Origin of the sequence: Conchiformibius steedae (assembly GCF_014054725.1) — a bacterium.
In the GTDB taxonomy this organism is placed as follows: Bacteria; Pseudomonadota; Gammaproteobacteria; order Burkholderiales; family Neisseriaceae; genus Conchiformibius; species Conchiformibius steedae.
This window is the reverse complement of the sequence record NZ_CP059563.1, coordinates 1396014-1411577: the sequence shown is the minus strand read 5'-3', so window position 1 is coordinate 1411577 and position 15564 is coordinate 1396014. Positions and strand designations below refer to the sequence as shown.

The following is a 15564-nucleotide window of genomic DNA, read 5'->3' as shown; positions in this document are numbered from 1 at the left end:
AAAATAGGATTATACCGCAGCCCGCGCCTTTTGACGGCGTTTATCCCGCGCTGATGCGAATGCCTTTATCGTGTACGGCTTGACGAATTAAATCGGCAAACACCAGCGCGTGTTCGCCGTCGCCGTGTAAGCAAATACTGTCGGCGCGAACGGGAACACGGCTGCCGTCTGTTGCGGTTACCGTGCCTTCTGTTACCATTTGCAAAACTTGTGCAACGGCTTCATCGTTGTTGTCAATTTGTGCATCGGCACGGCTGCGTGGGACTAATGTACCATCAGGTTGATAACGGCGGTCAGCGAACACTTCGGAAATCGTTCCCAAACCTGCGCCCTGCCCTGCTTGCAACAGCAAACTGCCCGATAATGCCATCAGTTTTAAAGCGGGGTTAAAGCTACGCACAGTATCGGCAATCACTTCCGCCAAATCGGCATCTTTCGCGGCTTGGTTATACAAAGCACCATGCGGTTTAACATAAGCCATTTCCACACTCGCAGCACGACACAGCGCATCTAACGCACCCAACTGGTAACGCAGCCATGCGCGTAATTCATCAGCAGGCAAATCCATATTGCTGCGCCCGAAATTGGCACGGTCGGGAAAAGACGGATGTGCGCCAATGCGGACATGGTTTTCCTTTGCACATTGCAATGCTGCTGCCATATCCGCTGCACTGCCTGCGTGTATGCCGCAGCAAATATTGGCAGAGGTTACCCGTTGCAGTAATTCACGGTCGCTGCCGCAGCCTTCAGCAAGGTCAGCGTTTAAATCTACGCTAATCATATTCGTTCCTTATTGATTGACAACAAAGCTGCTTGAGACAATCAAGCAGCTATTATTTTAAGGGCTACAGACGAACTTTACACCTTTCCTTCTAAAAAGTCCTGCGCAAAGCGTTGCAACACGCCGCCAGCTTCGTAAATCAACACTTCTTCAGCTGTATCCAAACGGCAGGTAACAGACACTGCCAACGTTTCGCCATTTTTACGGTGGATAAGCAGCGTTAAATCGCCACGCGGTTGGAGTTCGCCGACTACATCATAGGTTTCCGTGCCGTCCAGTTGCAAGGTATGGCGGTTGGTGCCGTCTTTAAACTGCAAAGGCAATACGCCCATGCCAATCAGATTAGTGCGGTGAATGCGTTCAAAACCTTCCGCCGCAATCGCTTCCACCCCAGCTAAACGCACACCTTTTGCCGCCCAGTCGCGGCTGGAACCCTGCCCGTAATCCGCGCCCGCAATAATAATCAGCGGCTGTTTGCGGTTCATATAGGTTTCAATCGCTTCCCACATCCGCATCACTTCGCCTTCTGGTTCTACCCGTGCCAACGAGCCTTGACGGGTGCTGCCGTCGGGGTTTTTCACCATTTCGTTAAACAGCTTGGGATTGGCAAAAGTGGCGCGTTGCGCGGTTAAATGGTCGCCGCGGTGGGTGGCGTAGCTGTTAAAGTCTTCTTCAGGCAGCCCCATTTTCGCCAAATATTCACCTGCCGCGCTGGTGGGCAGAATGGCATTGGACGGCGACAGGTGGTCGGTAGTAATGTTGTCGGGCAAAATCGCCAAGGGGCGCATGCCTTTTAGCGTGCGTTCGCCTGCCAACGCGCCTTCCCAATACGGCGGACGGCGGATATAGGTGGACATCGGACGCCAGTCGTATAAGGGCGAAGCGGCTTTTTCCGCCGTTCCCATGTCAAACATGGGGATATAGACATCGCGGAACTGCTGCGGTTTCACATATTGAGCGACAATTTCGTCAATTTCTTCATCGGCAGGCCAAATGTCTTTCAGGCGAATTTCTTTGCCATCAACCACGCCCAACACGTCTTTTTCAATATCAAAACGGATGCTGCCTGCAATGGCGTAGGCAACTACCAAGGGCGGCGATGCTAAAAACGCTTGTTTGGCATAGGGATGAATGCGTCCGTCAAAATTGCGGTTGCCCGACAACACGGCGGTGGCGTACAAATCGCGGTCAATGATTTCCTGCTGGATTTTGGGGTCCAGTGCGCCGCTCATGCCGTTGCAGGTGGTGCAGGCAAAGGCGACAATGCCGAAGCCCAGTTGTTCTAATTCAGGCAGCAAATTGGCTTCTTTAAGATAAATTTCCGCCACTTTGGAACCGGGGGCGAATGATGATTTCACCCACGGTTTGCGCGTTAAACCCAAGCGGTTGGCATTACGTGCCAGCAAAGCAGCGGCAACCACATTGCGCGGATTAGAAGTATTGGTGCAAGAGGTAATCGCGGCAATAATCACCGCACCATCAGGCATTTTGCCGTCTGTGGGTGTTTCGTAGGGCGCAGCAATGCCTTTGGCGGCTAAATCGGCGGTGGCAACGCGGGCATGTGGATTGGACGGTCCTGCCATATTGCGTGTTACCGTTGCCAAATCAAAGCTCAAAACACGCGGATAAACGGCGGTTTTCAGGCTGTCTGCCCATAAACCTGCGGTTTTGGCGTAGTTTTCCACCAGTTTGACTTGTTCGTCATCGCGCCCCGTTAATTTCAGGTAATCAATGGTTTGCTGGTCAATGGCGAACATGGCGGCGGTCGCGCCGTATTCGGGGGTCATATTGGAAATGGTGGCGCGGTCGCCCACCGACAGGCTGCTTGCGCCTTCGCCGAAAAATTCCACAAACGCGCCCACCACGCGCTCTTTACGCAAAAACTCGGTCAGTGCCAGCACAATATCGGTGGCGGTAATGCCTGCTTGGCGTTTGCCCGTCAGTTCCACGCCGACAATATCGGGCAGGCGCATCATGGAAGCCCGTCCCAACATCACGGTTTCGGCTTCCAAACCGCCCACGCCCACGGAAATCACGCCCAGCGCGTCCACATGCGGCGTGTGCGAATCCGTACCCACGCAGGTATCAGGAAATGCCACGCCGTTTTTCACTTGCACCACAGGCGACATTTTTTCCAAGTTAATCTGGTGCATAATGCCATTGCCTGCGGGAATTACGTCCACATTTTCAAAAGCGGTTTTCGTCCAGTTGATAAAGTGGAAACGGTCTTCGTTGCGGCGGTCTTCAATGGCGCGGTTTTTGGCAAAGGCATCGGGGTCATAGCCGCCGCATTCCACCGCTAAAGAGTGGTCAACAATTAATTGCGTTTGCACCACAGGATTGACTTTGGACGGGTCGCCGCCTTTTTCGGCAATGGCATCGCGCAATCCCGCCAAATCCACCAGCGCAGTCTGCCCCAAAATATCGTGGCAGACCACGCGGGCGGGATACCACGGAAAATCCAGTTCCTGCTTGCGTTCAATCAGTTGGCGCAACCAGCTTTGCAGGGTGGGCAAATCGGTTTGGTCGGCACGGTGTACCAGATTTTCGGCGAGAATGCGGCTGGTATAAGGCAGCGTATCATACGAGCCTGCCTGAATATCCTCACAAGCGGCGCGGGCATCGTAGTAATGCAAATCGCTGTTCGGTAAAGGTTTGCGGTAGGTTTGGTTTGCGGACATGGTTTCTTCCTTCTCTATGTTTTTCTTGTACAAATTAAAAAATCAGCATTTAACGGCGGTTTTCTGCCCAAATCATCAGCAATCCGCCGATAATAATCAGGCTTAAGCCCAATAATTTTACGGGTTCAAGTTTTCTAAGCTCCAAACCCAAAAAAACCAAAATGCGCTAAAGCCGTGGCAAACACCATCTGCCCCACAAACACCCACAATAAGGTGTTTGCAGAACCGATTTTAGGCGCAGCAACAAACATCAGCACAATATATGCGCTGCCCAATACGCCGGTCAGCCAGTGCCACCATTGGGCATGTTGCACATCGGGCGGTTTTATTCCCCCGCCGAATACCAACACCAACACCAGCGATGCCAGCGTTCCGCCCAAATACAAGTAAAACGTGACTTAGATTTGGCTTGCCTGCGTGCTGTGGCGGAAAGCATTTACCACTGCCAGTTGAAAAGGAACAATCGCCCCACCCAGCAGGCTGATAACAACATAAGGCAACAGTTTCATTTTCGCCCTTTTTCCAGCAAAAATCGGATTTCAGACTGATGTTTTTTCTGCCACGATAAACAATCGCGGTAATGCCAACAAAACTTTACCGTCGGCGCGTGGCGGATAGGCTTGGCGCAAACGTGCCAGATAATCGGCAAAAAATGCGGCACGGTCGGGTCCGGACAGTGCGTTCAAATACGGGCGCAGCGCGGTACTGCCAAACCAATCGGCAATGTCTGCCACATCGGACAAGGTGTAGTAATACACGGTGCGCCAAATTTCGGCACGGCAACCTGCCCGCATCAAAATATCGTAATACTCTGCCACAGCAGGCAAAGGCGGGCGCACCGCCACACCTGTCAGCTTATCCTGCCATTGCGCGGCGGTTTCGCGCATCAGGGCGTGAGAGGGCTCGTTTAAATTATCGGGCATCTGCACTGCCAGCACACCGGCAGGGGCAAGCTGTTCCAGCAGTTGCGGGAATAAAACATCGTGCCTGTCTGCCCATTGCAGCGAAGCATTGGCAAAAATAATGTCTAAAGGGGCATCGGCGCGCCAACAGGTAAAATCTGCCTGCACAAAACGACACCACGGCAAGGTTTCCCGTGCTTTTGCCAGCATCGCGGCAGAATGGTCCACACCGGTAATCTGCGCCTGCGCCCAAGTACGGCGCAATAATTCGGTGCTGTTGCCCGGTCCGCAGCCCAAATCAGCAATCCGCGTGGCGCGGCGGTGGCGGATATGCGCCAGCAAATCGGTGGCGGGACGGGTGCGCTCTTGCACAAAACGCAGATAATGTTGCGGATTCCAATCCTGATTATGGTTCATCGTCTTTTTTTCCTGCCCACACAGGCATCAAACAGTCCGTTCATTAAAGCAATACCCAAAACAATACACCCTGCTCCCGCCCAAAATCCGCCTTGCGGTAATTCCCCCAACAGCAGCCACGCCAATAAAGCAGCAAATAACGGTTCGGACAACTCGCTGACCTGCACTTGCGCCGCGCTTAAGGCATTCAGGGCTTTGGTGGTGCAGTAAAACCCCAGCACCGTAGGCAGCAGCACCAAGCCCGATAATGCGGCAACGGTGGCGGCATTCCAAATGATGCCCTGCGTATGCTGCACAAACGGAATCAGCAAAAATGCCGCTCCGCCCCACATCACAGCACGGGTTAAGCGCAAACCGCCGTTTAAACAGAATTTTTTTACCAGCACCGAAAACGCACCATAACCCGCGCCCGCCATTGCCCCCGCCCGTCCACGACACCAGCGTAATCCCGACAACTGCCGCTGCCGTTCCCAATACTGCCGATAAAACAATCTGCTCACCCAATAAGATTCTTCCCAACACCAGCGCAGAAACGGCTGCCGAAGCCATCAGCACCACCACCACATTGGCAGCGTTGCCGTATTGATAAGCCACAGTTTCAAAATAAAACAGGGTAAAAATCCCCAAAAACGCACACAAAGCGATGTGCAGCCCTATTCGGGCGCGACCAAGCACCGGCACTGCATACAGCGCAACTTGCTGTTTGGCAAACGGACGGTAGGCAAACAACACAGTCAGCAGCAGCGCCGCGCTTAAGGTTTTAATAAACGCAATATCTTGCGCGTTCCAACCGTATGCCAACAAAATTTTACTGAAAATCCCGACAGAGGCATTCAAAGCTGCCGCAGCAGTAGCAAACCCAAAACCTTGAATCAACATACGGGACGACATCATGATTTATTCTTTCGGTTCAAAAAACTGCCACTGCGATTGTGCCAAAGGCGCATCTTCGCATTTTTGCATGGACAGGCTACGCCAGCGGTGGCTGGGGTCAAAGGTGGAAGCGGAATCTGCGCCGGCGGTTAAGCACAAGCCCGAACCCGATAATTCCACCCGTTTATCGGCGCGGAAAACAAAGTGTTGCAAATATTGGGCTTCCAAAAACGGGCTGCGTTCGCCGCAACCGCGCGGCATCACGGCTGCGCCCGCCAATACGGTTTTATTGACACCAGCAGCGGTGGCGCACACGCCATAAGCGGGAAAATAGATTTTGCCGTCTGCTGCCAACATCACGGCTTCGTCTTCATACAAACCCGGTTTGCAGTTGTGTACCGTCAGCGGCATATCGGTGCGGATGTGGTCGCCCGAACCGAGAATATCCAAGCAATAGCCGTCGGCACGGTCAAGATTGTCTGCCAAACGCAGCTGCCCGATTTTACCGACAGGCGGTTTTTGGAAAGATGCAGATGATGCAGCGGGCGAGGTGGCGGCGGATTCGTTACAGGCAGTCAAAACGGCGCACATGCCCAAAACGGCGGCAAAACGGGAAACAGACATGGTTATCCTTTTGGTAAAAAACCTTATTGTAAAGCAATTTGATTATTCTCATTGGCTACTGCAGAAAAAATAAAACACCTTTCAGCAACATCCACAATCCAAACAATAACAACGAAATCCCCGACACAGCTTCCAAGCCCCAACGGAATTTGGGGCTGTTCATTTTACGGTTGATTGCATCTAAAGCCACGCAAAAACACAACCACCACAGCAAACCCACCCCAATATCCACACTGCCCAATAAAAACAACTGCAACGCCGCATTACCCTTCGGGTGGATAAACTGCGGCAAAATACTGATAAAAAAGATAGCGGCTTTCGGATTTAAGACATTGACCAGCAAACCTTTTAAATACACGGTTTGATAATGCGCCGCCGCCAAACGCACCATTTGCGGCGCATTGTCGGATTGCTTTAAGCCCCGCAAAGTATGCACGCCTAAATACACCAAATACCCCGCCCCCGCCAATTGCAGCGCGTAAAAAGCCTGTGGCGACACCAGCAAAACCGCCGTTGCCCCCGCCGCGCCCACCAACATATGAAACAGCAAACCCGACTGTATCCCCAATGCCGCCACCCAACCCGCTTTACGCGAATGCAGCGTATGCCCCGCGATATACAGCCAATCAGGACCGGGAATCACATAAGAAAACACAGCCAGCCAAATATACAGCACCAGTGATTCTAAAGACATTAACATCATCCAATCAAAAAACTGCCTGAAAGTTTAAAGCCATTTTTGCTTTCAGGCAGCCGCAGTCTGTTAACGCTTATCCATTGCCACAAACGCCAAATCATCAGGACCGGTATAATTCGCGCTGGGGCGGATAATCTTACCGTCTTGGCGTTGTTCCAAAACGTGTGCGCTCCAGCCCGTAGTACGCGAAATCACAAACAGCGGCGTAAACATCGCGGTCGGCACGCCCAGTTTTTGATACGACACCGCGCTGAACCAATCCAAATTGGGGAACATTTTTTTCTCGTTCCACATCAGCGTTTCCAAACGCTCGGCAATATCAAACAAACGCATATCGCCCGTTTCTTGGCTCAAATCACGCGCCACTTCTTTAATCACCACATTGCGCGGGTCGGAAACGGTGTAAACGGGGTGTCCGAAACCGATAATAATTTCTTTCCGCGCAATGCGTTCACGGATATCGGCTTCCGCTTCATCGGCGTTGCGGTAGCGTTTTTGAATATCGTAGGCCACTTCGTTGGCACCGCCGTGTTTCGGACCTTTCAACGCACCAATCGCACCCGTAATGCAGGAATAAATATCCGAACCCGTACCCGCAATCACGCGGCTGGTAAAGGTGGAAGCGTTAAACTCATGTTCTGCATACAAAATCAAGCTGATGTGCATGGCTTTGATATGGCTTGCGCTGGGGCGTTTGCCGTGCAACATGTGCAGGAAATGTCCGCCGATGCTGTCTTCCTCGCTTTCCACGTTAATGCGTTTGCCGTTGTGCGAATACTGATACCAATACAACAACATACTGCCCAAGCTGGCAATCAGTTTGTCGGCGATGTCGCGGGCTTCACTGGACGGGTGGCTTTCGCGTTCGGGATGCACGCAACCGAGCATGGACACGCCCGTACGCATCACGTCCATCGGGTGTGTGTGGGCAGGCAGGCTTTCCAGCACTTCAATCACGCGAATCGGCAAACCGCGCAGGGATTTCAGTTTTTGCTTGTAGGCAGCCAGTTCAAACTGATTAGGCAGATGACCGTGAATCAGCAAATGCGCCACTTCTTCAAATTCGCAGTGTTTCGCCAAATCCAAAATATCGTAGCCGCGATAGCTTAAATCGTTGCCGCTGCGCCCGACGGTACACAGCGCGGTATTGCCCGCAGCCACGCCCGACAGGGCAACGGATTTTTTCGGTTTGAAAGTGGGGGTTGGGGTTTCGGCAGACATGGTTTGCGCTCCTAAAGATAAATTACTGCTTTTACACACAAATATTGATTTTCAAGCCAGCTGAAAATCGCTCAAACACTTCTTTGAGTAGAACAGGAACTAAAACTTTATTTATTAAACAAATCAAAAAACCAATACCAAATTTTTTCCCACCAATTAGGCTCAAACTGCGGATTCGGTTTGGGCTGATATTTAACGCTTAACGGCTTCTCACTACAAATTAAACCACTATTATCTTGATTATATTTAACTTCAGAAATATAAAGTTGATTATCCCTTTTTCTTTTCCTAATACAAAATTTTTCGCTATGAGCAAAAAAAGAAGAAGGTCGTTCTTTTTCCCAGATATTGACATCATAAGGGATATCCAATACAAACTTTACTTCATCAACGATAATACAATGCTGAACATCATAGCCAGTTTTCTGATTTTCCGGCGAAAGAAAACCTCCAATATAATTATACCCTTGATTTTCGTGAATACCTTTTACATAGTCGGAATATATTGAAACACCATGAATGGCAACATTACCATGTAAATAAAAGCAAGGCTGTTCCTCTTTTACAGCAATACCAATTTGATAAGGTTCAGCTTCATTCCATGATACTGCATATACTTTTCCAAAAAGACACAATAACCCAATAGAAAAAATAATTTTATACATCAATCACTTCCCCATTGTTTATTGCTCAATTATCGCTAAAATACTTCTTTGGTATAGCCGTTCAAATTAAACAGCCAATCCCAAAAACGCTCAATTTCGGCAAACACACCAAAATAAGATTTCACTGGCTTCCAAGCCAAATCGGTACAAATAGCATGACCTTGTTCATTTCTTTTGGTTTGCACCAAACGCATGATATTATTTTTATTTTCCACACAAAATTGAACCAAATGAATGTCTTCTGATTGTTTGCCCCACAAATCAGAATCAATTACTTGATTATATTTTAATAACTTTTTTCCACCTTCCCATAAAACGCATTGTTCTCGGCTACTGCCGTCGGGCATGGTGGGAATAAAAGCATGAACATCTGAACCCATGCGTGCAATTGGCTGACCATTGTTTAAATACAGACAAGGATAACCGTTTTTTAAAATGACCCGCCCCACACCGTCAGGTAAGTTTTTTTCAGAACAAGATGTTAAAAAAAATGTTAGTGAAAGAAATAAAAATATTTTTTTCCAATTAAGCATAAACTTACCAATCCCCCTTATCCAAAACAGTTTTATTGACATTTGCAGATTTGGGTACAAGTTTATTCCAATATATATATCTTAGAAAATTAAATATTTACACAAACCAACAGCGCATTTTCAAAAATATTTGTCTGTTTAAAAAACACGCTGTTGGCGATTTCAATCACTTATTTTGACTAAATAATTTGTCTAGCTTGTTTTCAAAATCGTGATAATTGAGATAGTCGTAGAGTTCGGCGCGGGTCTGCATGGTGTCCACCACATTCGCCTGTGTGCCGTCGCGCAAAATGGCTTGATATACATTCAGCGCGGCTTTGCTGGCGGCGCGGAAAGACGACAGGGGGTACAACACCAGCTTCACGCCGTTGTCGGCGAGTTCCTGCTGGGTGTAAAGCGGCGTGGCGCCAAATTCGGTGATGTTTGCCAATACGGGCACTTTAACCGCTTCGGCAAAGCGTTGGTACATGGAAAGCTCGGTCATGGCTTCGGGAAAAATCATGTCCGCGCCCGCTTCTACGCAGGCTTGGGCGCGTTCAATCGCGGCATCCAACCCTTCCACCGCCAAAGCATCGGTACGCGCCATAATGACAAAGTTTTCATCGTGGCGTGCATCGGTGGCGGCTTTGATTCTGTCCACCATTTCATTTTGTGAAACAATGGCTTTATTGGGACGGTGTCCGCAGCGTTTTTGTGCCACTTGGTCTTCGATATGCACCGCCGCCACGCCTGCTTTTTCAAAAGCGCGGATAGTGCGGGCAATATTAAACGCGCCGCCCCAACCCACATCAATATCCACCAGCAAAGGGGTATCGACATTGTCGGTAATGCGGCGCGCATCAATCAGCACGTCTTCCATCGCGGTAATGCCCAAATCGGGAATCCCGCACGAACAGGCAGCCACGCCGCCGCCTGAAAGATAAATCGCTTGAAAGCCGCTTTGGGTCGCCAAACGCGCAAAATAGGCGTTTACGCAACCGCCCACGGCTAGGGGATGATTGGTTTCAACAGCACGGCGGAATGCCGCACCAGCAGAATAACGGGTCATGGTTGTCTCCGTAGTTTGGGTGTATTTTTCTTATGTAAGAAAATGTAATCCAAATCAGGAAACGTGTAAAATCGTTTATTCCGATGCCCGATATCAGCCAAACCGATTACAGCGAACCGTCGTTTTGCAGCAAGGTAAACAAAGGCACGCCCGCCGCACGGATATTGGCAGCCCCTGGCAAATCAGCAAATTCCAAAATCGCGCAAGCTTCCGCCACATCGCCACCCAAACGGCGAATCAGCTCCACCCCTGCCATCATCGTTCCGCCCGTTGCCACCAAATCATCTACCAACAGCACCCGTGCGCCTGTTTTAATCGCATCTTTATGGATTTCCACCGTGGCTTCGCCATATTCCAATGAATAGGTTTGCGAAATGGTGTCGTAAGGCAGCTTACCTTTTTTGCGAATCGGCACAAAACCCACGTTCAACTGATACGCCAGCGCCGCGCCGATAATAAAGCCACGCGCATCCAAACCCGCCACCACATCAATTTTTTGACCCATATAGCGGTAAGTAAACAAATCCACCAGCAAGCGGAAATATTCGGGGCTTTGCAGCACGGGGGTAATATCGTGAAACAAAATCCCTTCTTTGGGCCAATTGGGGATTTTGCGGATTTTTTCGGCAAGTGCGCTCACGCCCATCACATCAGGGTGGAAAACCATCATAATCGGAAACCTCGTTTCGTTTACAAAAACCAAAACGCTATTTTAGCAGTTTCGGCGGCGGAAAAAACAAGAAAAACCCGCTGCGGTAACAGCGGGTGTGTGTCAGGATTTAAGGTTTATTGGAGCGTATCGGCAATTTGGCGACCTTGTTTGTTAATATCAAACTTCTCGCCATTTAATTTTACTTTCGCCCGTCCGTTTTTCACCGCCTCCCAGCCCTCACGCAAACAATCAACATCACCATACCCGTTTATCTCCAGTTTCTCATCACAAGAACCAGAAGGTCCCAGACAAAAATCTTCTAAATATAGTTTATTAGGTTCAGGAGATTTCAGGCAAAAATCATCACACGCCGCTGCCACAGGTACCAATCCCAATGTACCTGCTACCGTTGCCGTCAAGCACAATTGACGAAAATAAAAAATTTTCATTATCCAATCCTTGTTTAACCAAGACAAAACAAATAAACACAGCCATTTTCTTTTAACATATATCCGCTTTTTTAGCAAGCTGCTTTCCCACGCCCATTTTAACGGGATTTTGCACAAGCCAATCTGCCTTTGTTGCGGGGAAAAATAAGCAACTGGGTTATAATGATGGCGTTTAAAACACGATAACGAACCCGCTTCATTATGGAAAAAATCTGGTTAAACAGCTATGAAGACAATATCCGCGCCGAAATTGATGTGCGCCGCTTCACTTCCATCGTGGATATTTTCCGCCAAAGCTGCGACAAATACGGCGATAAAACCGCGTTTTACAATATGGGTAAAACTTTAAGTTACCGCGAAACGGCGCGTTTGTCGGCGGATTTTGCGGCGTATCTGCAACAGGTGCTCAAGCTGGAACGCGGGGCGCGGGTAGCGGTAATGATGCCCAATGTGTTGCAATATCCTTTGGCAGTATTTGGCATTTTGCAGGCGGGCATGGTGGTGGTCAATACCAATCCACTTTACACCCCGCGCGAATTGGAACACCAGCTTAACGACAGCGGCGCAGAAGCCATTATTGTGCTGGAAAATTTTGCCAATACTTTGGAACTGGTGCTGCCGCGCACGCAGGTCAAACATGTGATTATTGCCAGCATTGGCGAGATGTTTGGCTTAAAAGGTTTGCTGATGAATTTAGTTATCCGCAAAGTGAAAAAAATGGTACCCGATTACCAAATTCCCCATGCGGTAACGTTTAAACAGGCATTGGCACAAGGCGCGGCGCATACTTTGCAAGCGGTTGAACCCACTTTAGACGATTTGGCGTTTTTGCAATACACGGGCGGAACCACAGGCGTTGCCAAAGGTGCGATGCTGACTCACGGCAATATCTGCGCCAATATGCTGCAAGCGGCAGAATGGATTAAAAACCGTTTGCGCGAGGGCGAAGAAACGGTGATTACTGCCCTGCCCCTGTATCATATTCTGTCGCTCACAGTAAACCTGATGATTTTTTTCCAAGCGGGGGGAACGAATATCCTGATTACCAATCCGCGCGATTTGCCTGCCTTTATCGCCGAATTGAAAAAACATCCGACCACCGTGTTTGTGGGTTTGAATACGCTGTTTAATGCGCTGTTGAATCAGAAAGATTTTCACAGTGTGGATTTCAGCACTTGGAAATTGACTTTGGGTGGCGGCATGGCAACCCAGCAGGCAGTGGCGGAAAAATGGTTTGCTGCCACAGGTACACCTATTGTGGAAGCCTATGGGCTCACCGAAGCCAGCCCCGGCGTATGCGTGAATCCGCTGAATATTGAAGCCTATACAGGCTGTATTGGTTTACCCATTCCCAATACCGACGTGGAAGTGCGCGACGGTAACGGCAATCCCGTTGCCATCGGCGAAGCGGGCGAATTGTGGGTACGCGGTCCACAAGTGATGCAGGGCTATTGGCAACGCCCCGAAGAAACCGCCAAGGTCTTAAAAGACGGCTGGTTGGAAACGGGCGATATTGTAACCATGAACGAACAAGGTTGGGTCAAAATCGTGGACCGCAAAAAAGATTTGATTGTGGTATCGGGTTTTAATGTCTATCCCAACGAAATTGAAGACGTGGTGGCTTCTCACCCGAAAGTACAGGAAACCGCCTGCATCGGTGTTGCCAGTGACAAAACGGGCGAAGCACTCAAGCTGTTTGTGGTAAAAAAAGACGAAACGCTGACCCGCGATGAACTGATTGAATACTGTCGCACCCAGCTGACTGCATACAAAGTACCGCGCGATATTGAGTTCCGCGACGAACTGCCCAAATCCAATGTGGGTAAAATCCTGCGCCGCGAATTGCGCCATCCCAATTAAGCCCGTTCCCATCAACCAAACACACGCACCCATTGCGTGTGTTTGTTTTTTTCTACCGCTAACACAACTTTACCCGTCAGGCAAGACTTTTTATCAAAAAAGTGCTATAATTTGTTCTTTGAATACCTAACACAAGAAAAACAACACCAGAGGAAAAGGACAATACAGATGGCAAATGCATTCACCCTGCCCGTTCCCAGCGGACACGGCAGTCTCGACCAATACATCCACACTGTTAATAATATCCCCATGCTTACCGCCGAAGAAGAAACTTCTTTGGCAGAACGGCAGATGAAAGGCGATTTGGAAGCTGCCAAACAATTGATTTTGTCGCATCTGCGCGTGGTGGTGTCTATTGCCCGCGGGTATGATGGCTATGGTTTGAACCAAGCGGATTTGATTCAGGAAGGCAATATCGGGCTGATGAAAGCGGTGAAACGCTTTGAACCCGCACGTGGGGCGCGTTTGTTTTCTTTTGCCGTGCATTGGATTAAAGCCGAAATCCACGAATTTATTTTACGCAACTGGCGTTTGGTGCGTGTCGCTACCACCAAACCGCAACGCAAGCTGTTTTTTAACCTGCGCAGCATGCGTAAAAGCCTGAACGCGCTCTCGCCCAAAGAAGCACAGGAAATTGCCGATGATTTGGGCGTGAAGCTGTCGGAAGTGCTGGAAATGGAACAGCGCATGACGGGGCGCGATATCGGTTTGCTGGCAGACAACAGCGACAATGACGAAGACGGCGGTTTTGCGCCGATTGATTGGTTGGCAGACCAAGACAGCCAGCCCGACCATCAGCTTGCCAAGCAAGCGCACTATGCGCTGCAAACCGAAGGTTTGCAAAAAGCTTTGGCGCAATTGGACGAGCGCAGCCGCCGCATTGTGGAAAGCCGTTGGCTGCAAGACGACGGTGGATTAACCTTGCATGAATTGGCGGCAGAATACGGTGTTTCCGCCGAGCGTATCCGCCAAATTGAAGCCAAAGCCATGCAGAAACTGCGCGGATTTTTAGCGGAAGAAGCAGAAAATATCTGATAGTACAAACACCCGCAATAAAGGGCGCGAAAGTGATTTTTCGCGCCCTTGCTTTTTTATGTCATTGCTTTATCCGCCAAATAATGCCGTCCAAAAGTACAAGCACACCATCGCCAGCAATGCCAACACAATGCCTAACGCATTAATTTTACTGATGCGTTCGCGATAAAGCAGCGCCCCCGCCAGCGTTCCCAAGACAATCACGCCCATATTCATGCCTGCAAACACCAGCGTGGGATTGTCTTTAAATACCTGATGTGCCTTGATATAAAACAGGATATTGGCAAAATTCAGCACCCCCAGCAGCAAACCCGCCAGCATACTGGCTTTATGCCACGCCGTTTTGCGGAAAAACAAATAGGCAAACATCAGCATTCCCGCCAATACAAACGCCAGCAGCAAACTGGCAGGCAAAGCGGTTTTTAATTTGGATAATTGTTTGAATAAAATATCAATTACGCCATAACCTGCCCACACGCCAAACAGCAGCAGCGCAGTTTGGCGCGGCGACACATCGGCAGCAGGCACAGCAGATGCACCTTCTTGTTTTTTATACAATAAACACAGCAAAGCAGCAAATGCCAACACCACACCTGCCAAGGTATTGGCTTTTAATACTTCGCCAAACAGCACAAACGCCGCCACAATCGGCAAAAACAACGACAAACGTTGTGCCGCATCGGATTTGACAATGCCCGCATGCGCCACCGCTTTACCCATAATCACAAACACACTCGGCAGCAGCACACCCAACAGCACAAACAGCCACAAATGCGGCAGCGCACCTGTTAAAGCGGCGGCATCGGGGCGCAACAGCAGCAGCGTCATCAGCGTGGTTACAATGTAGTTAAACGCCACCATTTGTTCTACATGCCAACCGCGCTGCCGTGCGCTTTTCAGCAACACCGACACCGACACGCTGGCGATAATGCTCATTACTAAATACAACATAGCTAAACCTTTTTAAAAAATAAAAAAACCGCCAAATCCCAATGATTTGAACGGTGCGACAGGCAATCTGCCGCAGCGGGTTTATAGCAAATTTCGTGCAGAAACTCAAGTCTGAAAAACACGGCGGCTGTCAAAAAAACGGGCGTTTTGGTATAGTTGCCCCTTTACCGACCCT

Annotated in this window: 16 protein-coding genes and 1 pseudogene; 2 read left to right on the top strand and 15 right to left on the bottom strand. The window is 49.5% G+C overall.

Features of this window, described 5'->3' with window-relative positions:
• Nucleotides 1–40: 40 nt before the first annotated feature.
• From pxpA to H3L98_RS07390, 14 genes and pseudogenes are all read right to left on the bottom strand, one after another.
• Nucleotides 41–781, bottom strand: a complete 741-nt coding sequence (gene pxpA / locus H3L98_RS07450; RefSeq protein WP_027021455.1) for a 5-oxoprolinase subunit PxpA — start codon at nucleotides 779–781, stop codon at nucleotides 41–43.
• A gap of 77 nt (nucleotides 782–858) precedes the next feature.
• A complete protein-coding gene (gene acnD, locus H3L98_RS07445; RefSeq protein WP_027021454.1) occupies nucleotides 859–3462 on the bottom strand; it encodes a Fe/S-dependent 2-methylisocitrate dehydratase AcnD in 2604 nt (867 codons plus the stop codon).
• Between the two features lie 134 nt (nucleotides 3463–3596).
• Complete coding sequence (locus H3L98_RS10830; RefSeq protein WP_220458625.1) at nucleotides 3597–3842, bottom strand: DMT family transporter; 246 nt, start codon at nucleotides 3840–3842, stop codon at nucleotides 3597–3599.
• A 159-nt stretch (nucleotides 3843–4001) separates the two neighbouring features.
• On the bottom strand, nucleotides 4002–4781 hold the full coding sequence (tam, locus tag H3L98_RS07435; RefSeq protein WP_027021453.1) for a trans-aconitate 2-methyltransferase: 780 nt from the start codon (nucleotides 4779–4781) through the stop codon (nucleotides 4002–4004).
• Nucleotides 4778–5197: a DMT family transporter gene (locus tag H3L98_RS10945; protein WP_246327852.1), complete on the bottom strand. Its 420-nt coding sequence runs from the start codon at nucleotides 5195–5197 to the stop codon at nucleotides 4778–4780. The genes tam and H3L98_RS10945 overlap by 4 nt, the downstream gene beginning before the upstream one ends.
• Nucleotides 5198–5273: 76 nt before the next feature.
• Nucleotides 5274–5660: pseudogene (locus H3L98_RS10940) on the bottom strand (EamA family transporter); the annotation flags it as partial.
• 18 nt (nucleotides 5661–5678) lie between these two features.
• Entirely contained in the window at nucleotides 5679–6278 is a 600-nt protein-coding gene (locus H3L98_RS07425; RefSeq protein WP_027021452.1) for an RICIN domain-containing protein, read from the bottom strand.
• A gap of 55 nt (nucleotides 6279–6333) precedes the next feature.
• Nucleotides 6334–6972 (bottom strand): LysE family translocator, encoded by a 639-nt coding sequence (locus H3L98_RS07420; RefSeq protein ID WP_027021451.1) that lies wholly within the window; start codon nucleotides 6970–6972, stop codon nucleotides 6334–6336.
• A 69-nt stretch (nucleotides 6973–7041) separates the two neighbouring features.
• Nucleotides 7042–8196 carry a bifunctional 2-methylcitrate synthase/citrate synthase gene (gene prpC / locus H3L98_RS07415; RefSeq protein WP_027021450.1) on the bottom strand — a complete coding sequence of 385 codons (1155 nt, stop codon included), beginning with the start codon at nucleotides 8194–8196 and terminating at the stop codon, nucleotides 7042–7044.
• Between the two features lie 107 nt (nucleotides 8197–8303).
• Nucleotides 8304–8861: a hypothetical protein gene (locus tag H3L98_RS07410; protein ID WP_027021449.1), complete on the bottom strand. Its 558-nt coding sequence runs from the start codon at nucleotides 8859–8861 to the stop codon at nucleotides 8304–8306.
• Nucleotides 8862–8896: 35 nt separating this feature from the next.
• Nucleotides 8897–9394, bottom strand: a complete 498-nt coding sequence (locus H3L98_RS07405; protein WP_027021448.1) for a lipoprotein — start codon at nucleotides 9392–9394, stop codon at nucleotides 8897–8899.
• A gap of 166 nt (nucleotides 9395–9560) precedes the next feature.
• Nucleotides 9561–10442: a methylisocitrate lyase gene (gene prpB, locus H3L98_RS07400; protein ID WP_027021447.1), complete on the bottom strand. Its 882-nt coding sequence runs from the start codon at nucleotides 10440–10442 to the stop codon at nucleotides 9561–9563.
• 106 nt (nucleotides 10443–10548) lie between these two features.
• On the bottom strand, nucleotides 10549–11109 hold the full coding sequence (locus H3L98_RS07395) for an adenine phosphoribosyltransferase (protein ID WP_027021446.1): 561 nt from the start codon (nucleotides 11107–11109) through the stop codon (nucleotides 10549–10551).
• 119 nt (nucleotides 11110–11228) lie between these two features.
• Nucleotides 11229–11543 carry a hypothetical protein gene (locus H3L98_RS07390; protein ID WP_027021445.1) on the bottom strand — a complete coding sequence of 105 codons (315 nt, stop codon included), beginning with the start codon at nucleotides 11541–11543 and terminating at the stop codon, nucleotides 11229–11231.
• A 201-nt stretch (nucleotides 11544–11744) separates the two neighbouring features.
• On the opposite strand from H3L98_RS07390, the gene H3L98_RS07385 reads away from it, so the two are divergent.
• Nucleotides 11745–13403 (top strand): AMP-binding protein, encoded by a 1659-nt coding sequence (locus H3L98_RS07385; RefSeq protein WP_027021444.1) that lies wholly within the window; start codon nucleotides 11745–11747, stop codon nucleotides 13401–13403.
• A 168-nt stretch (nucleotides 13404–13571) separates the two neighbouring features.
• Nucleotides 13572–14438: an RNA polymerase sigma factor RpoH gene (rpoH, locus tag H3L98_RS07380; RefSeq protein ID WP_027021443.1), complete on the top strand. Its 867-nt coding sequence runs from the start codon at nucleotides 13572–13574 to the stop codon at nucleotides 14436–14438.
• A gap of 69 nt (nucleotides 14439–14507) precedes the next feature.
• Here the strand turns inward: rpoH and H3L98_RS07375 are convergent, their stop codons facing one another.
• Nucleotides 14508–15389, bottom strand: coding sequence for a hypothetical protein (locus H3L98_RS07375; RefSeq protein WP_027021442.1), 882 nt, complete (start codon nucleotides 15387–15389; stop codon nucleotides 14508–14510).
• Nucleotides 15390–15564: the final 175 nt, after the last annotated feature.